17 protein-coding genes, 1 tRNA gene and 1 riboswitch are annotated in these 19,215 nt (G+C 76.2%); of the genes, 6 read left to right on the forward strand and 12 right to left on the reverse strand.

Annotation, left to right across the window (positions count from 1 at the left end):
* Positions 1-82 precede the first annotated feature (82 nt).
* Positions 83-1,384 carry a threonine synthase gene (thrC, locus tag ACI789_RS03285; RefSeq protein ID WP_457006710.1) on the reverse strand — a complete coding sequence of 434 codons (1,302 nt, stop codon included), beginning with the start codon at positions 1,382-1,384 and terminating at the stop codon, positions 83-85.
* Between the two features lie 12 nt (positions 1,385-1,396).
* Positions 1,397-1,525, reverse strand: a riboswitch (SAM riboswitch).
* A 59-nt stretch (positions 1,526-1,584) separates the two neighbouring features.
* On the opposite strand from thrC, the gene ACI789_RS03290 reads away from it, so the two are divergent.
* Entirely contained in the window at positions 1,585-2,406 is an 822-nt protein-coding gene (locus ACI789_RS03290) for an HAD hydrolase family protein (protein WP_457006711.1), read from the forward strand.
* A gap of 38 nt (positions 2,407-2,444) precedes the next feature.
* On the opposite strand, the gene ACI789_RS03295 is transcribed toward ACI789_RS03290, so the two are convergent.
* From ACI789_RS03295 to ACI789_RS03320, 6 genes are all read right to left on the reverse strand, one after another.
* On the reverse strand, positions 2,445-3,317 hold the full coding sequence (locus tag ACI789_RS03295) for an ABC transporter permease (protein WP_457006712.1): 873 nt from the start codon (positions 3,315-3,317) through the stop codon (positions 2,445-2,447).
* Positions 3,314-6,211: an alpha/beta fold hydrolase gene (locus ACI789_RS03300; RefSeq protein ID WP_457006713.1), complete on the reverse strand. Its 2,898-nt coding sequence runs from the start codon at positions 6,209-6,211 to the stop codon at positions 3,314-3,316. Before ACI789_RS03300 ends, ACI789_RS03295 begins: the two co-directional genes overlap by 4 nt.
* Before the next feature lie 92 nt (positions 6,212-6,303).
* Entirely contained in the window at positions 6,304-7,680 is a 1,377-nt protein-coding gene (locus ACI789_RS03305) for a LytR C-terminal domain-containing protein (protein ID WP_457006714.1), read from the reverse strand.
* 521 nt (positions 7,681-8,201) lie between these two features.
* Positions 8,202-8,564 (reverse strand): DUF3263 domain-containing protein, encoded by a 363-nt coding sequence (locus ACI789_RS03310; protein ID WP_457006715.1) that lies wholly within the window; start codon positions 8,562-8,564, stop codon positions 8,202-8,204.
* A gap of 129 nt (positions 8,565-8,693) precedes the next feature.
* Positions 8,694-9,611: an EamA family transporter RarD gene (gene rarD / locus ACI789_RS03315; RefSeq protein ID WP_457006716.1), complete on the reverse strand. Its 918-nt coding sequence runs from the start codon at positions 9,609-9,611 to the stop codon at positions 8,694-8,696.
* Positions 9,612-9,674: 63 nt separating this feature from the next.
* On the reverse strand, positions 9,675-10,106 hold the full coding sequence (locus ACI789_RS03320; RefSeq protein WP_456917057.1) for a CBS domain-containing protein: 432 nt from the start codon (positions 10,104-10,106) through the stop codon (positions 9,675-9,677).
* Positions 10,107-10,191: 85 nt separating this feature from the next.
* Between ACI789_RS03320 and ACI789_RS03325 the strand changes: the two genes are divergently transcribed.
* On the forward strand, positions 10,192-10,602 hold the full coding sequence (locus ACI789_RS03325) for a DUF5313 family protein (RefSeq protein WP_456917056.1): 411 nt from the start codon (positions 10,192-10,194) through the stop codon (positions 10,600-10,602).
* 69 nt (positions 10,603-10,671) lie between these two features.
* On the opposite strand, the gene ACI789_RS03330 is transcribed toward ACI789_RS03325, so the two are convergent.
* Positions 10,672-10,881 carry a dodecin gene (locus tag ACI789_RS03330; protein WP_457006717.1) on the reverse strand — a complete coding sequence of 70 codons (210 nt, stop codon included), beginning with the start codon at positions 10,879-10,881 and terminating at the stop codon, positions 10,672-10,674.
* 269 nt (positions 10,882-11,150) lie between these two features.
* Here ACI789_RS03330 and ACI789_RS03335 point away from each other — a divergent pair, with 269 nt between their 5' ends.
* Positions 11,151-11,768, forward strand: coding sequence for a nuclear transport factor 2 family protein (locus tag ACI789_RS03335; RefSeq protein WP_457006718.1), 618 nt, complete (start codon positions 11,151-11,153; stop codon positions 11,766-11,768).
* A 163-nt stretch (positions 11,769-11,931) separates the two neighbouring features.
* A complete protein-coding gene (locus ACI789_RS03340) occupies positions 11,932-13,425 on the forward strand; it encodes a M28 family metallopeptidase (protein WP_457006719.1) in 1,494 nt (497 codons plus the stop codon).
* A gap of 48 nt (positions 13,426-13,473) precedes the next feature.
* Here the strand turns inward: ACI789_RS03340 and ACI789_RS03345 are convergent.
* The 3 genes from ACI789_RS03345 to ACI789_RS03355 form a co-directional block, all read right to left on the reverse strand.
* Positions 13,474-13,546: transfer RNA gene (locus ACI789_RS03345), tRNA-Thr, on the reverse strand.
* A gap of 119 nt (positions 13,547-13,665) precedes the next feature.
* Positions 13,666-14,982, reverse strand: coding sequence for a BtrH N-terminal domain-containing protein (locus ACI789_RS03350; RefSeq protein ID WP_457006720.1), 1,317 nt, complete (start codon positions 14,980-14,982; stop codon positions 13,666-13,668).
* A 244-nt stretch (positions 14,983-15,226) separates the two neighbouring features.
* Positions 15,227-15,877, reverse strand: a complete 651-nt coding sequence (locus ACI789_RS03355) for a hypothetical protein (RefSeq protein ID WP_457006721.1) — start codon at positions 15,875-15,877, stop codon at positions 15,227-15,229.
* 346 nt (positions 15,878-16,223) lie between these two features.
* Here ACI789_RS03355 and ACI789_RS03360 point away from each other — a divergent pair, with 346 nt between their 5' ends.
* Together ACI789_RS03360 and ACI789_RS03365 are read left to right on the forward strand one after the other, a co-directional pair.
* Complete coding sequence (locus tag ACI789_RS03360; RefSeq protein WP_457006722.1) at positions 16,224-16,472, forward strand: hypothetical protein; 249 nt, start codon at positions 16,224-16,226, stop codon at positions 16,470-16,472.
* A gap of 157 nt (positions 16,473-16,629) precedes the next feature.
* Positions 16,630-18,426 (forward strand): hypothetical protein, encoded by a 1,797-nt coding sequence (locus ACI789_RS03365; protein WP_457006723.1) that lies wholly within the window; start codon positions 16,630-16,632, stop codon positions 18,424-18,426.
* A 21-nt stretch (positions 18,427-18,447) separates the two neighbouring features.
* Here ACI789_RS03365 and ACI789_RS03370 read toward each other — a convergent pair whose 3' ends face one another.
* Positions 18,448-19,089: a hypothetical protein gene (locus ACI789_RS03370; RefSeq protein WP_457006724.1), complete on the reverse strand. Its 642-nt coding sequence runs from the start codon at positions 19,087-19,089 to the stop codon at positions 18,448-18,450.
* Positions 19,090-19,215 lie beyond the last annotated feature (126 nt).

The raw sequence follows: 19,215 nt of genomic DNA on the forward strand, positions 1-19,215 counted from the left end.
AAGCCGTGGTGAGAGCAACCTCACGCACGCGTCTCCCCAGAACGGGGGACGCGTGCGCGGGAACGCCTCGAACCCTACCCGGTCACCCGATGAGGCCCGCCGCCCGCACCGACTTGAGCGAGGGCTCGACGCGGTGGGTCGGACCGACGACCGGCTCCAGCGGGTCGAGCGTCTTCAGCCCCTCGCCGGTGTTGAGGACGACGGTCTCCTTGGCCGGGTCGAGCCGGCCGTCCTCGACCAGCTGGCGCAGCACCGCCACGGTCACGCCGCCGGCGGTCTCGGCGAAGACGCCGGTGGTGCGCGCGAGGTCGCGGATGCCGCGCACGATCTGCTCGTCGTCCACCCGGCCCACCGAGCCGCCGGTGCGCCGGATGGCGTCGAGGGCGTAGGGGCCGTCGGCGGGGTTGCCGATGTTGAGCGACTTGGCGATGCCCGTGGGCTTCACCGGCTTGACGACGTCCCAGCCCTGCTCGAACGCGGTGGCGATCGGGTCGCAGCCGGCCGACTGCGCGCCGAAGATCGTCCACTCGGTGGCCTCGACGATCCCGGCCGCGGTGAGCTCGCGGAAGGCCTTGTCCACCTTGGTCAGCAGCGAGCCCGACGCCATCGGGATGACGACCTGGGCCGGGATCCGCCAGCCGAGCTGCTCGGCGATCTCGTAGCCCATCGTCTTGGAGCCCTCGGCGTAGTACGGCCGCACGTTCTGGTTGACGAACGCGGTGTCCTCGAACTCGTCGGTCTCGGCGAGTTCGCTGGTCAGCCGGTTGACGTCGTCGTAGGAGCCCTCGACGGCGACCAGCGTCTGCCCGTACACCGCTGACTGCACGACCTTGCCCGGCTCCAGGTCGGCCGGGATGAACACGAACGAGGGCAGGCCGACGCGGGCGGCGTGCGCGGCGACGGAGTTGGCCAGGTTGCCGGTCGAGGCGGCGGCGATCTTCTTGTAGCCGAGCCCCTTGGCAGCGGTGGCGGCGAGGCTGACCACCCGGTCCTTGAACGAGTGCGTCGGGTTGGCCGAGTCGTCCTTGACCCACAGCCCGCCGGTGAGCCCCAGCTCGGCGGCCAGCCGCTCGGCGCGGACCAGCGGGGTCAGACCCGGGTCCAGGGAGACGCGGTCGGCCGGGTCCTGGCCCACCGGCAGCAGCGCGACGTAGCGCCAGATGTTCTGCGGCCCGGCCTCGATCTGCTCCCGGGTGACGGCCTTGAGCAGGTCGTAGTCGTAGTCGACCTCGAGCGGGCCGAAGCACTCCGCGCAGGCGTGCTCGGCGATCAGGCCGAAGGTGGCGCCGCAGTTGCGGCAGACCAGGCCCTTCGCCGGGCACGGGGGGATCGGGCCGCCCGCGCTGGAGTCGGCCTGCTGGGAACCGGGAGCGGTCAGGGTCATGCGACGACTACCTCCTCATCTTCCCCGCGGCGGGCCGTCGAGCCGCGCGGGACGGAATTGGCACCTCTCGCTGCGCGGACGCACAGGCGGCGGTTGCCGGGGCTTCGTCGGGCCGTGTCCCTCTGCCCCTCTGGATGAGTGGAACGCCTGAGACTGTACCCACGTGTCCTGGGCCGCACCGGCCCGGCCAGGATGGCGGCGTGGCAGCGCGCATCGTCTACACCGACCTCGACGGCACGATGGTCGGCCCGCGGGGGTCGTTCTGGCACACCGAGCGCCGCGACCTGACCGCCGACCCGGCGACCGCGCTGCTGGACCTGCACCGGTCCGGCGCCGCGCTGGTCCTGGTCAGCGGCCGCACGTTCGAGCAGGTCGTCGAGGCGGCCCGCATCTTCGCGGCGGACGGCGCGATCGCCGAGCTCGGCTCGGTGGTCAGCTGGGACGGCGGCCGCGGGGTGCACCGGCTGGACGGCGAGCTGCCGGCCGAGTACGCCGGCCGGACCCCCATGGAGGTGATGGCCGAGCTGGGCGTCGTCGAGGACCTGCTCGCGCGCCACCCCGGGCGGCTGGAGTGGCACGCGCCCTGGCACGCCACGCACCAGGCCGACGCGCTGCTGCGGGGCCGGGTCGACGCACTGGCCGTGGACGCGTACCTCGCCGACGCCGGGCTGGGGTGGCTCACGCTCAAGGACAACGGCGCGATCCACACGACGTCGCGCATGACGCTGGACCCCGAGGCGCTGCCGCCCCAGGTGTACCACCTGATGCCGCGCGGGATCTCCAAGGGTGCGGCGATCGCCTGGGACCTCGAACGCCGGGGCCTCACGCCCGACGACGCCGTGGCGATCGGCGACAGCGCGAGCGACCTGGAGATGGCACCCGCGGTCGGCCGGCTGTGGATCACCGCGAACGGGGCCACGGTCGACGGCATGGCCGACCTGCTGGCCGCCGTCCCGAACGCGTCGGTCACCGAGGCCGCCATGGGCGAGGGCTGGGCCCAGGCCGTCCGCGCCTCGCTCTGACCCCTGGTGCCGGTTTCCGCGGAAACCGGCACCAGGGGTCAGGAGGTGACGTCGCGGCGGGAGAAGTGGCGGAAGGCCAGCGCGGTGAACACCGCCGCGTAGACCAGCGACTGGACGACGCCGCGGAACAGGTCCCCGGAGTCGACCGGGGTCTGCAGCAGGTCGGTCCAGGCGAACTCCTCGGCGGTCGGGAACCAGTCCCGGATCGACCCGAGCTGCTCGACCTGGTCGAGGATCGCGAAGACGAACATGGTGAACACCGCGCCGCCGACGGCCGCCAGCGGCGCGTCGGTGACGGTGGAGAACCAGAACGCCAGGGTGCCGACGACGAGCAGGTGGACGGCGAGGTAGCCGACCATCCCGGCCAGCCGGAGCAGCCCCTCCCCCTGCGGCAGGCTGACCCCGATCGGTGTCTGGATCGGCTCGAACCCGAAGGCGATGCCGCCGGCGACGATCCCGGTGAGGACCAGCACGACCATCGCGCCGAGCGACAGCACCAGGGCGGCGTACCACTTCTGCCGGAGCAGCCGCATCCGCGGCACGGGGGTGGCCAGCGTGTAGCGCAGCGAGCCCCACTGCGCCTCGGCCGCGACGGTGTCGCCGAAGAACAGCGCGTAGACCACGACGAGGAAGAAGCTCGTCGTCGCGAACAGCACGAACAGCGTGAAGTTCAGCCCGCTGGAGGTCGCGACGTCGACCAGGTTGAGCCGGCCGTTCTCCGCGGCCTCCTCGCTCGCCCCGAGCTGCAGCGCGGCGATCAGGATCAGCGGCAGCGCCACCATGAGCGCGAAGACGCCGATGGTCCGCCGCCGCTTGAACTGCCGGCGCAGCTCGACCGACAGCCTCAGCGTCCGCTCGGGCCGGTAGCCGGCGACCGCCCCGGTCGGCTGGACGTGCTCCGAGACGCTCACGACTCCCCCACCAGTGCCAGGAACGCGTCCTCCAGCCGGCGGCGCGGGGTGAACGCGTCCACCTCGACGCCCGCCTCGACCAGCGCCTGGAGCGCCCGCGCGCGGGTCGTGCCGTCGAGCTCGGCGACCAGACCCTCGTCGGTGCGCTCCACCGACACCCCGGGCAGCGCCGCGAGGACGGCGGCCGCCCGGTCGGTGGCGGCGTCGTCGGCGAGGCCGACCTGCACGGCGCCGCCGGTGCCCACGATCTCCTCCACCGTGCCCTGGGCGATCTTCTGCCCCTTGGCCATGACGACGACGTGGCTGCAGGTCTGCTCGATCTCGCTGAGCAGGTGGCTGGAGACGATCACCGTGCGGCCGGTGGCGGCGTAGGAGCGCAGCACCTCGCGCATGGCGTGGATCTGCGGCGGGTCCAGCCCGTTGGTCGGCTCGTCGAGGACCAGCAGGTCGGGCAGGCCCAGCATCGCCTGCGCGATCGCGACCCGCTGCCGCATGCCCTGGCTGTACCGGCGGACCGGGCGGTCGATCGCCGCGCCGAGGCCGGCGACCTCGATCGCCTCGTCCATGTGCGCGTCCTCGGCCGGTCGACCCGTGGCCGCCCAGTACAGCCGCAGGTTGTCGCGGCCGGACAGGTGCGGCTGCAGCCCGGTGCCCTCGACGAAGGAGCCCAGCCGGGACAGCACCGGGGCGCCGGGGCGGATCTCGTGGCCGAACACGGTGATCCGTCCGTCGGTCGGCCGGATCAGGCCCATGAGCATCCGCAGGGACGTCGTCTTGCCGGCGCCGTTGGGGCCGAGCAGGCCGAGCACCTGGCCGCGGCGCACCTCGAAGGAGAGGTCCCGGACGGCGACGAAGCCGTCCTTGTAGGCCTTGGTGACGCCGGTGAACCGCAGCGGGACGTCCTCGCCGTCGGGCTCCACGGCCGACACCCGGCGGCGTCGGCGGCGGCCCCAGAGGGCGGCGGCGCCCCAGCCGGCCAGACCCAGCGCCGCCAGCACGCCGAGCAGCACCCACCAGCGGGAGGTGGTGCCGGCGACCTCGGTGCGGCCGACGACCTCGGGGACGTCCAGCGCGGCGCCGTCCCCGCCGGCGAGGGCCACCGAGTACACCGCCGACTCCGCCGGCAGCGCGAACGCCTGGTCGGTCGAGGAGACGACGACGCGCAGGGTGTGGCCGGCCTCGAAGCGGTGCACGATGGCCGGCAGGGTCACCGAGACCTCGGTCGGTGCGGTGGGGTCGGTCGAGAGCCCGGTCAGGGCCAGGGGCGCCACCTGACCGGCGGGCAGGGTCATCGAGCCGTTCGGCGCGACGTCGTAGAGCTTGGCGAACAGCGTCGCCGACCCCCTGGGCGAGGCGATGTCGAGGTCGACGGTGGACGCCCCCACCACCTCGACGGCGCTCTCGAGCGGCGCGCTGTCGAAGGCCGCGAACTGGCCGGGGATCTCCAGGGTGCCGCCGGACAGCGCCGCCGACAGCGCCCCGACCCCGGGGACGACGGTGATCGCCGCGGGCGTGCCGCCGGCCGGGGTGACCACCGGCTGCACCGACCCGCTGACCGGGATCGACGCCCGGGTCGCCGGGTCCCCGCCGGCCAGGCCGGGGTAGGCCGGGGCGACGACGGTCTGGTTACCGCCCTGCACGCTGCCGACGCCGGCCCCGACGCCGCTGGGCACCGGGAACTCGAAGCCGGTGCCCGGGTCCTCGCCGCGGGCGGGGTCGCCGGGGTCGCGCAGGTACCAGTCGAACCAGCCGGCGACCTGCTCGCGCAGCCGCTCGGTGGTCCGCTCCGAGGCCTGGCTGTCGTGGCCGCCGGTGAACCAGACGACCTTGACCGGGGTGCCGTCGGCGGCGATGCCGCGGGCGTTGGCGTCGGCCTGGCCGAGGCCGAACAGGGAGTCCTGGGTGCCCTGGACGAGCAGGGTGGGGGCCTCGATGCGGTCCAGCACGGTGGCGGGGCTGCTGCGGTCGAGCACCGCGGCGATCTGCGGCGTCAGCGTGCCGGTGGCGGCGGCGGTCTGGTAGGCGGCGCAGATGTCGGCCCGGAAGCGGCCGCAGGTGAGGGCCTGCTGCACCTGGGCGGGGTCGACCGCGGCCGGGTCGATCGTCGGCCGTCCGCCGTCGGTGCCACCCGCCGGGGTGGCGCCGTCCCCGCCGTCGCCGTCCTCCCCCGCACCGCCGAGCGCGTCGAGGAGCCCGCCGGTCGGTGCCGAGCCGACGCCGAAGAACAGCCCCGACCACAGCCGCTTGTAGACGCCACCGGGGCCCTGCGGGGTGGCCGCGACGGTTCCCGCGTCGTCCTGCCCGACCTGCGAGGGGAACAGCGCGGCCGACAGCGAGTTCCAGGTGATCTGCGGGGCGATCGCGTCGACGCGGTCGTCGTACCCGGCGGCCAGCAGCGACAGCGCCCCGCCGTAGGAGCCGCCGGCCACGCCGACCCGCGGGTCGCCCGCGCCGTCGAGCAGGACGTCGTCGCGCTCGGCCAGCCGGTCCAGCAGGGTGGAGAGGTCGGCGACCTCGAAGCGGGGGTCGTTCAGCCCGATCTGGCCCGTGCTGCTCCCGAAGCCGCGCGCGGAGTACGTGAGGACGACGTAGCCGCGCTCGGCGAGGTCGCGGGCGTCGTCGGCGACGGAGTCCTTGCTGCCGCCGAAGCCGTGGGCGAGGACGACGGCGGGCGCCGGGTCCTCGGCCGTCGCCGCGCCGGGCACGAACAGCGTGGTGTCCAGCTCGACGGCGTCGGCCCCCGACCCCGAGGGGACCGTCGCCTCCTCGGTGGCGACGTCCTCGGCCGCGGCGGCCGGTGCGGCAGGGGCGGCGAAGACGAGGACGCCCGACACGAGCGGGGTGACCAGGGCGGCGAGCGTCGCGCGGGCGCCGGGGCGCGGGCGGGGACGCACGGGCCCGCGAACGGGACGCACGGAGCGGCCAACGGACGACCGTCCTCCGGTGTTCCGGGACGGCCGCGGACCGGTGGGCACCCGCTGCCCGGTCAGGGCCGCCACTCGCCGGTCGTGACCACCACGAGCCCCGGGTCGTCGACGTCCGGGACCTCGAAGAAGCGCGTCGCCGGGCCGGTGATGTCCGGGAACTGCTCGATCAGCTGCAGCGCGGCCTGCCGCTGCTCCTCGTCGCCCTCGGTGACGTAGACGGTGGTGACGGCGACGTCCCCGCCCTGGTACTGGCCGACGCCCTGCGACTCCCACCCCTGCTCCCCCAGCGCGTCGGCGACCTCCTTGGCCAGGCCGGTGACGCCGGTGGCGTTGAGCACGGTGACCGGGACCCGCACCGGCGTGCTGGGCGCCTCCTCCGCCGGCGGCAGCGGGTCGACCTCCAGCGGCGGCAGCACCGAGCTGGGCGCGGCGACGGGTGCGGACGACGGGGCGGCCGTGGTGGCCTGCGCGCCCGCAGCCTCCTGCGGATCGGACCCGGCGAAGGAGTAGACCCCGAGCACCACCAGCGCGACCACGGCGACGGCGAGCAGCGCGGTCGCGGCCCGGCGCACGGGGGACGGACGCCGGGGCGCGTCGTCGTCCTCCAGGTACGGGACGGGCGAGACGCCGTTGCGGCGGGCCTCCTTGCGCCGCTCGGCCTCGGCGGCCTGGCGCTCGGCGCGGAACGCCGCGCGGCCGCCGACCACCCCCGTGGCGGTGCCGGTCTCCGGGCCGCGCACGGGCTCGGCGGCGTCGACCTCGTCCCGGTCGAGGTCGTCACCCGGGCGTTCGTCGAGGTCATCGGTCCGGCCGCGGGCGGGGGTGCGGTCGGGGATCGCCTCGGTGGCCGGTGCCGGCGCCCGGCGGGAGCTGCCGGAGTCGCGGGACGGGGTGCGGTCCGGGATGGCCTCGGTCGCCGGGGGCGGGGCGTCCTTGGTGCGCGAGGGGCTGGTCCAGTCCCGGTAGCCGGGGGCGGCGTCGCCGCGGGCGGGCTCGGCGTCGGCGGGGTGCCCGGTCGGCGCGGACGCAGGAGCGGCGGACCGGCGGTCGCGGCCGACGCTCCGGCCGCGGGCCGGGTCCCGGTCAGCCCCCCGGTTGCGGCCGGCGTGCCGGTCGCGGGCCGGGTCCCGATCACGGCCGGCGTCCCGCTCCGGCCAGCCGGAGGGCGCGGCGGGCTGGTCGGTCCCGTGCTCGGGGGTGGGAACGGCCTGGAAGGGGGCGACCGTCGTCCGGGGCGCGGCCGGCGCGGCGGGTGCCGAGGCGGCGGGGGCCGCGGCGGCCGGCGGGACCGGCAGCCGCAGCCGGGTCTTCGGAGCCGGCTCCGCCGCGCGGGGCCGGGCGGGCGGGGTGGGTCGCGCGGGGGACGCGGAGGCAGCCGGAGGCGCGGAGACCGCGGGCGGCGTGGGCCGGGCGGGCGACGCCGGCGGCGCGGGCACGGACCGGGCCGCGCCGGCGGCCGGAGCCCCCGCGGGCGTGCCGGCAGCCGGTGCGGGCCGCGAGCCCCCTGCAGGCGGAGCCGACCGCGACGCGCCGGCCGGCGTGGTCCGTGGCGCGCCCGGAGTCCGCGTCGCCGCCGGAGCAGCAGGGGTCCGCGGCGCGGCGGGGGTCCCCGGCGCCGCCGGAGCGGCCGGGGTCCGTGGCGCGGCAGGGGCGGCCGTCGTCCGCGGCGGGGCCGGGGCGGCCGGGCGGGTGGCACCGGGCGCACCGGCGCGCGGGCCGGCCGGCGGCAGCGGGCGGGGCGGCGCCGGACGGCGGCGCCCCGGGTCGTCCCCCGCGTCCAGCAACCCCTCCCGACGACGGTCGGCGCGGCTGCGGCCGGGCGTCGTCGGGTGGTCGCTCAGGTCCTGATCGACCGGGGAACCCGGCACGTCGGTCCGGCGACGACCGTGCGGGACCGGGGTCCCCCGGTCCGATACGTCACTGCCTGACGCGGCGTGCCTGCCCACAGTGACCAAATCTAGACGGAATCGCCTCCGTTGCCCAGGACGTGAGACGAGCGACGCGAGCCCCGCGCGGCCCGCAGCCGGCGCAGCCTCCGGACCAGCAGCGGATCCGCCTCCAGGGCGGCCGGCCGGTCGAGGAGGGCGTTGAGCACCTGGTAGTAGCGGGTGGGCGCGAGGCCGAAGCGCTCGCGGATCGCCGTCTCCTTGGCGCCGGGGCGCCGCCACCACTGCCGCTCGAAGGTGAGCATCTCGTGCTCGCGGCGGGTGAGGGTGCCGACCGGGGAGCCGGCGTCGGACGGGGCGGTCGTGTCGGGCGCGGGTGGCGGGAGTACCTCGCCCCCCGGCGGGGAGACCGCGGGAGCAGGTTCGGCAGACATCGACGGTCCTTCTCTACGTGGTGATGCCCCGACGGTAGTCCCGCCCACCGACATCTCCAGGGCTGCCGGCAGCCCCCGTGCAGGGTCCCGCCGCGGACCTGCGAGTGGCGGGGGGCGAGGGGGTCTCCTTCAGACCGGCGCGGGCGCCTCGGCCGCCATCCGCCGGCGTGCACCGGCGCGGGCCTGGCGCAGGCTGTCGACGGTGAAGACCGCCAGCGCGATCCACACGATGACGAAGCCGGCCAGCCGCGCGGGGGGCATCGGCTCGCGGTAGACGAAGACCCCGATGGCCAGCTGCATGAGCGGGGTGACGTACTGCAGCAGCCCGACCGTCGACAGCGGCACGCGGCGGGTCGCGGCGGCGAACAGCAGCAGCGGGATGGCCGTGGCGATGCCCGAACTGACCAGCAGCAGCGAGTGGCCCACGCCCGCCGAACCGAATGTCCCCTCCCCGCGCACCTGCAGCACGACCAGCAGCACCAGCGCCGGGACGGCGACCAGCGCCGTCTCCACGAAGAGACCCGGCGCCGCCTCGACCCGCACCACCTTCTTCATCAACCCGTAGAGCCCGAAGGTGGCCGCCAGGGTGAGCGCGATCCACGGCGGACGGCCGTAGTCGACGGTCAGCACCGCCACCGCCACCGCGGCGATGCCGACGGCGACCCACTGCAGCACCCGGAGCCGCTCGGCGAACACCACCACGCCGAGCAGCACGCTGACCAGCGGGTTGATGAAGTAGCCCAGCGAGGTCTCGACGACGTGGCCGGAGTTGACGGCGAGGACGAAGACCAGCCAGTTGACGGCGATGAGCACCGCCGCGCCCAGGAGGACCAGCAGCGCGCGGCGATCGGCGAAGACCGCCCGCACCTGTCCCCAGCGGCGCACCGCGGTCAGCAGGACGGCCACGAAGAGCAGCGACCAGACCACCCGGTGCGCCACGATCTCGACGCCGCCCGCCGGCTCCAGCAGGGGGAAGTAGAGGGGGAAGAGCCCCCAGAGACCGTAGGCGGCCAGCCCGGAGGCGACCCCCGCACGCCGCTCGTCCACCCGAGCACCGTACGCCGGGGAGGCGCCCGTCCGGTCGCCGGATCCTGAGCCCCGCTCAGGACCTCAGACCGTCTGGATGTAGTCGACGAGCTTGGCGCGCTCCTCCTCCAGCTCGTCGAGGCGCGCCTTGACGACGTCACCGATCGAGACGATGCCGACGAGCGCGCCGCCCTCGACGACCGGCACGTGGCGCACCCGGTGGTCGGTCATCGTGCGGGCGAGCTCCTCGACCCCGGCCGAGGGCGGGCAGGTGTGCACGCGGGCGGTCATGACGCTGGACACCGGGTCGCCGAGCAGCCCGGCACCGCGCTCGTGCAGCGCGCGGACGACGTCCCGCTCGGAGACGATGCCGTCGACGCTGCGGCCGTCGGCGGACACGACGAGGGCCCCGACCCCGTGCTCGGCGAGCAGCGCCAGGGCGTCCCGCACGCTGACCGAGGCCTCCACGGTGGCGACGTCCGAGCCCTTGCGGCGGAGCAGCTGCTTGATGTGCACGAGACCTCCCTGGGGACGACCGGCTCGGGAAGTGTGCGCCTGCGCACACCCCTCCGGCAACGTCCGAGAGGCCTACCGTCGAGGCGTGCAGAAGCCTTCCACCGCACGCCGGCCGACGCCGCTGCAGTGGCTGCGCTACGCCTACGGCGGCGGCCTGCCCGAGGAGCTCTCGCCGTGGGTGCTGGCCGACACCACCCGGCGCGGCTGGGTCCGCCGGCACCTCACCCGTGCCGTCGTCCAGATGCTGCCGCTGGTGGTGCTCTGCGTCGCCGTGGTCCCGGTGCCGCTGAGCTACCGCCTCTCGGCCGCCGCCGGGGGTCTGCTCCTGGGCCTGTTCTTCTCGGTGGCGTTCATGACCGAGACGACCGAGCACCGGGTGGCCAAGGCCGGCTACCGCGCCGGGACGGCGGCCCGGCTGCGCGAGCAGCGCGCGGAGCGGGAGCGGCTGGAGCGCCGCTCCCCCTACCGCCGCGACGGGGCCGGCAGCTTCGACTGAAGAAGGACCCCGTCCTCCCCACCCCTCGCAGGCTCGGGGTGGGACCCGGGACGGGGCCACCCTGGGGCGTCAGTCCTCGACGCGGAAGCCGATCGCCAGCCGGACCTGGAAGTAGGCCACGTCGCCGTCGAGGACCTGACCGCGGATCTCCTTGGTCTCGAACCACTCGATGTGCCGGACGGTCTCGGCGGCCTTGCGGACCGCCGTGCGGATCGCGTCGTCGACGCTCGTGCTGCTGCTGCCGACGATCTCGCTGAGCCGGTACACGTGGTCGCTCAAGGCTGCCTCCTGGCCTCTGCCACGCCGATGGCGCGGGCCGGCCGACGACCGGCCGGGGGACCGAACGCTAGCGAGGTGGCGTGGTCTGCACCACGCGAGCGGCGGGCACCGGACGTGCGCTCTCCGGTCACCGGACGCGCGGTGACTCGACGCGGCGCGGAACGGACGGTCACCGGGTGACCCACCGCGCTGGTCGGCCCGGCCTGCGCGGGACAGGATGCCTGGCAGACGCAGCCGGAGACCGGCTGACCGCGGAACAGGAGGAGCCCGTGCCCGACGAGGTGCAGGACCGACAGGAGATCCGGCAACTCGTCGAGAACTGGGCCGTGTGGCGTGATGCCGGCGACTGGGACCGCTTCGCGACCGTGTGGCACCCGCAGGACGGCTACATGACGGCGACGTGGTTCCAGGGCCCGGCAGCGGACTTCATCGCCATCAGCCGCACGGGCTTCGAGAACGGCGTCAGCATCCTGCACTTCCTGGGCGGGCACACCGCCGACGTCCGGGGCGACCGGGCGATCGCGCAGACCAAGATGACGATCAACCAGCGCGCCGAGGTCGACGGCGTCGCGGTCGACGTGGTCTGCACCGGCCGCTTCTACGACTTCCTGAGCCGGCACGAGGGCCGGTGGAAGATCGTCCGCCGGCAGCCGATCTACGAGAAGGACCGGCTGGACGTCGTGGACCCCGGGGCGAGCCTGAGCCTGGACCCGGAGCTGCTCGGACGGTTCCCGACGGGCTACCGGCACCTGGGCTACCTGCAGACGAAGGCCGGCTTCACCGTCGCCACCGGCCTCCCCGGCCTGACGGGTCCGGTCGTCGAGAACCTCTACACCGAGGGCGCGGCCTGGCTCGCGGGCGCGCCCACCCCCGGCGTGCCGCTCTGAGCCCCCCGCTCCCCCGTCGGGCCTGCTCGGGTCGGCCCGGACGCGGGCGACGTCCGGGGGCGGCGACCACGCGTTCGCCTCCCGAGCGGCACACTGTGGACAGGACGCGTGTGACTGCCGCCACACCGCCTGCCGTGCCGCGTCCCCGGACGGAGGAGCCCCCGTGCACCGACCACTCCGACGCCGCTGGGCGGCCCCGGTCCTGCTCGTCCTCGCCTCCCCGGCGTTCGCCAGCGCCCCCGCCGTCGCGGCCGCCGACACCGACACCGCCGCGCTCCGCGAGGCCGTGACCGTCGACGGGATCAGCGAGCACCTCGCGGCGCTGCAGGCGATCGCGGACGCCAACGGCGGCAACCGGGCCAGCGGGAGCCCCGGGTACGACGCGTCCGGCGCCTACGTCGCCGACCAACTGGAGGACGCCGGGTACGAGGTGACCCGGCAGGAGTTCACCTTCCCGTTCTTCCAGGAGACCGCGCCGGCCACGTTCCGGCGCACGGCGCCCAGCGGGCGGGAGTACACCGCCGAGGACTTCGCCGTGGCCACCTACTCGGCGTCGGGCTCGGTGAGCGCCCCCGTCCAGGCGGTCGCCGACAACGTCGTCCCGCCGACCGGCCCGGCGAACTCCTCGACCGCGGGGTGCGAGCCCGAGGACTACACCGGCTTCGTGCCCGGCAACGTCGCCCTGGTGCAGCGGGGCACCTGCCCGTTCGGCCAGAAGGCCGCCACGGCGGCGGCCGCGGGGGCCTCGGCACTGCTGATCTTCAACGAGGGCCAGGAGGGGCGGACCGAGGTCCTCAAGGGGACCCTGGGCACCCCGATGCCGGAGGACTCGGCCATCCCGGTGCTGGGCACCAGCTACGCCGTCGGCGAGGAGCTGACCGGCCTGCTGGCCGCCGGCGAGGTGCGGGTGGAGCTCACCACCTCGACGCTGTCGGAGACCCGGACCACGTACAACGTCCTGGCCGACACCCCGGAGGGCAGCCAGGACCGCGTCGTGGTGGTCGGCGCCCACCTGGACTCGGTGGCCGCCGGGCCGGGCATCAACGACAACGGCAGCGGCGCGGCGACGATCCTGGAGATCGCCGAGCAGCTCGACGAGCTCGACGTGCACCCGCGCAACGCCGTCCGGTTCGCCTTCTGGGGCGCGGAGGAGGCGGGGCTGCTCGGCGCGCAGCACTACGTGTCCACCCTCAGCGAGGCAGAGCGCAGCCGCATCGCGCTCAACCTCAACTTCGACATGCTGGGCAGCCCCAACCACGGTCGCTTCGTCTACGACGGGGACGGCTCGTCGATCCCGCCCACCGGTCCTGCCGGCAGCGGGGCCGTCGAGCAGGTCTTCACCGACTACTTCACCGCGCAGGGCCTGACCTCCGAGCCCACCTCGTTCGACGGCCGGTCGGACTACGGCCCGTTCATCGCCCAGGGCATCCCGGCCGGGGGCCTGTTCTCCGGCGCGGAGGGCCTCAAGACCGAGGCGCAGACAGCCCTCTACGGCGGCACGGCCGGGGTCGCCTACGACGCCTGCTACCACCAGGCGTGCGACGACTTCGACAACGTCTCGGCGCAGGCGCTCGACGAGCTGGGGGACGCCGCGGCCCACGCCACGCTGGTCTTCGCCCTGGCCGAGTCGCTGCCGGGAGCGCCGGCCGCACCCTGACACCAGCAGGGGGCGGACCGGACGCCGTCCGGCCCGCTCCCGGCCGGGAGCCGACGGGGGGACTCGAACCCCCAACCGCCCGATTACAAGTCGGGTGCGCTACCAGTTGCGCCACGCCGGCGGGACACCGCGGGACCACGTCCCAGGACGAGTCTAGGGACACCGCGGAGGACGACCCCGCGGCGGCGCCGGGGACCTGGCCGCGCCTGGCGTGTCAGCCTCGGCACGGCCCGCGGGCCGTCACCTCCCCAGGACGGCGCCGAGGCGGGTCACCGCCGCGACCTCGGCGTCGTGGATGCCGGCCAGGTGTCCGCTCATGTCGGCCAGCACCGCCGCGAGGCACTCGTCGTCCAGCGGAGGCGCGTCGGCGTGCTCGGCCCGCAGCCGCCACAGCTCCTCGGCGGCCGCCGCCCGCTCCGCCGCGCCCGCGTCGCCCTCGGCGACCGCTCCGGTGACCGTGGCGGTGAGGGTCCGCAGCCGGGCGACCTCCGGGACGTCGTCCGGCAGCGCCGTCTCGGCGAGGGCGTGCCAGCGGTCGGCGATCTCCCGCCACCGCGGCGCCTCGGCGGCCAGCCCCGGCTCGTCGAGCACGGCGGCGGCCTGCTCCAGCCCGTCGGCGAACAGCCCGCGCAGGTGCCCGCCGTCCATCCCGGCGGGCTCGACGCCCTCCCACACGCTGGCCAGCGCCCGCAGCAGTCCGCGCCGGTCGGCGAACACCGTCGGCCACCCCTTCACGGCCCGGCGGTCGACCAGCAGCCGGGACCACTTCCGCCAGGCGGGGAGCGCGAAGGAGGTCGACGTCCCGCCCAGGTGGTCGACGCCGGCCTCCAGCCCGGCGCGCACCGCGGCGCGCAGCCGGTCGGCCGGCACGGCGGCGTCCGCGGTCCGGACGACGAGCATCGTGTTGCGGTAGCTGCCCACCCGGGCCCGCGCCCGGTCCAGGTCCGCGGCCGGCACGGTCAGCGGCGCCAGCGTGCGGTCGTCGACGTGCACCCGGTCCCCCGCGGCGGCGTAGGCGACGACCGGGTGGCCGCCACCGCCGTCGAGGAACGGCGGCAGGTTCCAGTAGCAGAGGTGGTAGCGGTCCGGCCAGACGATCGCCGGGTCGCCGGCGGCCAGCGTCGAGGTCAGCGCCCGGGCCGCGCCCGCGGCGCCGCCGGTGCGCGACCAGGCGATGTCCAGGCCCAGCCGGTCGACCGTCGTGGCCAGCCGCCGGTCGAAGTACTGCCAGGAGTTGGCGAACCCGAGGGTGACCACGCGACCGTCGTCGTGGGCGAACTCCCAGAGGATGTAGCCGGCGCCGAGGCCGCCGCCGACGACGAACAGCAGCGGCTCGGTCAGCGGCCCGTCGGGGCCGGTGACCCGGCGGTGGGCGAGCACGTTGGCCAGGGCTGCGGTGTCCGGGTCGGTGCCGCCGCGCAGGGCCCATCCGGCGTCGACGACGGGGCCGGTGTCGACGGCGCCGCCGACGACGTGGGCCCGGGCGACGGCGTATCGCTCGCCGGTCCGGGCCATCCGCGCGCGCACGCGGGCCTTGAGCTGCTTGGCCGTGGTCATGGTCGGACTCTCCCGGCTGCGCCCGCGGCGACGGCTCCACGCGCCGTGCGCCGCCGCAGCCGTGACATCCGATCGGGTGGGACGTCCGGGCCGTGCAGCGCCTCGAGGCTCTCGCAGTCCCCTTTGCCCCGCGTCGCCGGCCCGCGTGGAGGACCGGTCTGGGGTTGGGCGTGAGGCTCGCCCGGAGATCACGATAGCCCCGGCGGCGCCGGCTCGGGGGTCGAGCCGCGCCGCGGGCCGCGGGTCAGGAGCCCGATGCGAGCGCCACCGCGAGCCCCAGGAGCAGTACCAGGAGCAGCAGGCCCGGGAAGAGCAGCAGTGCCCGGCGTCCGGTCAGCCAGCGCTCGGCCGTCGTCGGGGGCGGCGCCTCCCGGGCCGGCCCCGGCGGGTCGGCCAGCCAGCGCCGGGCATCGGCCACCCGTACCCACCACCAGCGCGTGTACCCGGCGGCCACGCCGACGACCAGGACGGCACCCACGGCCGCGAGCACCGGTCGGCGGTCCCACTGACCGGCGACGAGCAGGCCCAGCGGTCCCAGCAGGAGGCACCAGCCGGCCCAGCGCACCTCCACCAGGTAGCGCGCCTGCCCGTCGACCCGGGCCCGCACCGCCGGTCCCGGGTCGACGTGGGAACGCAGGGCCACCTGGACCCGGTACGCGGCCGAGCGCCTGGCACGAGCGCGCGGGCCGGACTGGGCGGCAGCGGCCATCCCGGCCAGTGCCAGGACCGACCCGACCGCGACCCACGCGCTGCCGCCGGTCCAGAGCCCGAACCCGCCGGTCAGCAGGACGATGCCGGCGAGGAAGGCGACGAGGACCGGGGCCGCCAGCAGGTCCAGCCGGCGTTGCCCGCGCTCGGCCTCGGCCCAGTCGACGTCCCCGGTCGGCGTGGTCACGGGCGCCCCTGCGCGGAGGCGGGCCGGAGCGGGAGCGCGGACACGCGCCCACCGTAGGAAACGCCGGGTCGACCTGCAGTTGCACCGCCCGAGCACCGTCCGGACGGGGGAACGCGCGCCCCGGGCTCGGGAGGGCCGGCGGCAGAGCCCGGCCCAGGGGGGCGTCGAGGGGATCGAGGCACCCGCCCGCCGCGACCCGCGGAGAGGTGCGGTTGGCGTCAAGCGAGCCAGGGCAACAGGGGGTCGAGCCGCGGCGCCGTCCTCGACGACCGCCGCGGCCGAGGGGCCCGCCGGTCGAGCAACCGGGCGGAGGGGCCCCTCCGCAGCCGATCGGGGTGGCGACCACATGAACAGCCGCGTGGCTCACTCCCGGTCGCACGCGGGCAGCGAGCGCACGCCGCCACCGCCACCCGAGCCCCCCGACGTCCCCCTGACCGGCCACTCCACCCCGGCCGACGGCGAGCGCTGCCCGCACACGCACCCGCTGTGCGCGGACATGCGCTGCCAGCGGCCGCACCACGGTCCGGACGTCGTGTGCCACGCCGTCGGCCTCCAGCCCTACTGGTCGTCGTTCTGGGAGTCGCCCGGGACCTGACCGACGTGGCCGCCACGCCGCCCGCGAGGCCCCGGCGGGTGTTGCGCCACCGGGGCGGCTGGGTCCAGCCTGCGTCTGGCGGTCGGTGCACCAGGACAGCCCCGTGCGGACAGCCGGACGTGCGGCGAGCCGGAGTGGCGCTGTGGGCAGGTGACGCGTGCCTGCGTTCGAGGTCGAGGACACGACCGCTCTGCTGCGGCGGTACGAGCCGGTGGTGCGGCTGACCCGCGGCGAGCTGTTCCACCCCAGCTCGGTGACGGGCTACCTCGAACGGGCTGCGCTGCTGCGCGGGTCCGGCGGATCGACCCGCGTCCTCGCCGGCCCGGGGACGCTGACGCCCGACGCGCTGGCCGCGCTGGGTGCCCGGTACCGGGGCGAGCCGTTGTCCCTGCGCTACGTCCAGCAGCCGATGGGCCGCCGGGAGCACCGGCGCTGGCGGCGCAGCGGGACGTACCAGCCGCTGCGGACGTCGAGCGGCGCGGCGGCCACCGGGCTGCTGGCCCGGGTGGTCCCCGCGCTGATGCGGCTCTCGCTGCACCTGCGCGGCAAGGTGCCCGGTGGGTGGACCGCAGCCGCCCACGAGCAGACCCGGTCGGCCGCGGACGCCGACGCCTGCCACTACTACGGGCACGTCGTCCGCGACGGCGGGTACCTCGTCCTGCAGTACTGGTTCTTCTGGCCGATGAACGACTGGCGCTCGTCCTTCGGCGGGGTCAACGACCACGAGGCGGACTGGGAGCAGGTCAGCGTCGTCCTGGCCGAGGAGGGAACGGCCCTCACCCCGGTGTGGGTGCTGTTCGCCAGCCACGACGAGACCGGCGCGGACCTGCGGCGCCGCTGGGACGACCCCGACCTGGAACTCGTCGGCGACCACCCGGTCGTCTACGTCGGCGCCGGCTCGCACTCGGCGGCCTGCCTGCCCGGGGACTACCTCGTCGCGGTCGCCCCGGAGCTGCCCGCCTGGCTGGACCGGCCACGCCGGCGGGTCGCCCGCGTGCTGCCCTGGTGGGACCCGGACGCCGCCGGCATCGGCATCCCGTTCATCGACTCCCGCCGCGGCGACGGGCTGTCCATCGGCCCGGGGCAGGACCGGGAGTGGCACCGCGAGGTGATCGACGACGACACCGGCTGGGTGCGGGACTACCGCGGCCTGTGGGGGCTGGACACCGGCGACCCGTGGGGTGGCGAGCGCGCGCCGGCCGGGCCGCGCTACGAGCGCAGCGGCGCCGTGCGCCGGTCCTGGGCCGCACCGCTGGCCTGGGCCGACCTCGACGGTGAGCCGCCGACCCCCCGGGCGGCCGACGCGCTGTGGCGGGCCCGGCGCGGACAGCTGGGGGCCCGGCTCTCCGGCGTCCACGCGCGGTTGGACGCCGTGCGGGAGGAGCTGCGCAGCGCGACCGTCGCCGACCGCGCCGCCGGCCGGTCCGCCCAGCGCCCGAGCCGGGTGCGGGCCGCGCTGCAGGACCAGGTCGCCGGGCTGCGGACGCAGCAGGCGCAGCTGGCGGCCGAGCTCGACGCCCACGACGGGAGCCCGGGCACCCCGCCTCCCGTGCCCCACCCCCACGACCACCTGCGCCACCGGGCCCTGCCCCTGGACCGGGACACCGGCGCGCGCGCCCGGGCGATGCTGGTGTGGGCGTCGGCGTCCAGCACGGTCCTGTTCGCGGCGCTGGGCCTGCTGCTGCTGATCGGGGACGTCGGGCTGCTGGTCCCCGCGGCGGTCATCGTCGTCACCGTGCTGCTGGTCGAGGCGACGCTGCGCGGGCACCTGGTGGGGCTCGTGGTCAACCTCGCCCTGGCCGCGGTCACCGTCGCCGCCGCCTGGACCGTCGTCCTGCTCCTGGTCGACAACCTCCGGCTCGGGGCCGGGGTCCTGCTGCTGCTCGCGGCCGTCTACATGGCCGGGCAGACGGTCAGCGACGCGCTCCACCGCCGGCCGGGACGCCGGGACTGACCTCCGGCGGGCAGCGGTCGGTCAGGCGGCCGGGTCGCCGTGCCGGAGGTACCCGGCCGGGTCGCTGCTCGCGAGGGGACCGGCGGCCAGCCACCGGGCGAAACCGGCCGGGTCGCGTCGCTCGAGCTCGTCGAGGGCCTCCTGCCGGCGCAGGACCAGCGCCTGCCGCGTCGCGGGGTCCAGCGGGCCGTTCAGCGCCGTCGAGGTCCGGACCCACTCGCGGCCCAGGTCGCCGGTCGGCAGGTCGGCCACCGGCAGGACCGGCATCTCGGTCACCCGCGGCAGGCCGAGCGCCGCGCCCGGCCCCGGGGTGGCGGTGCGGCGCGACCGCAGCGCCCACACCCCCAAGGCGGTGGCCACGCCGCCCGCGGCCACCAGCAGCGTGAGCAGCGCACCGCCGATGGTCGCGGTGCCGGAGAGGACGAGGAGCACCGCGACCGTCGCCGCGGCGGTCCGCCAGGCGGCCTCCACCGCCAGCCGGCCGTTCCGGCCGCTGGACTCCCGCGCTATCCCCCACGCCAGACCGGCGGAGACCAGCCCGGCGATGCCGATCGCGACCAGGCCGCTGGGCGGCAGGGCCAGGCCGCCGACGACCGCGAACGCGGCGCCGCAGAGCAGCACGAGGCCGAGGAGGAGACGGGTGAGGGGGCCGCGGGTGGGCACGGGGCAGCCTCCAGGACTTGCCGGACTCGGGGTCGGGCCGCGGAGAGCGACCCGACCGCCCCCTACCCAGAACACCGGCGCTTGCACCCACCGTGTCGGCGGGTCTTCGCGACGGAGCCGGCGGTG

The sequence above is a fragment of the Geodermatophilus sp. SYSU D00965 genome, from assembly GCF_054050075.1.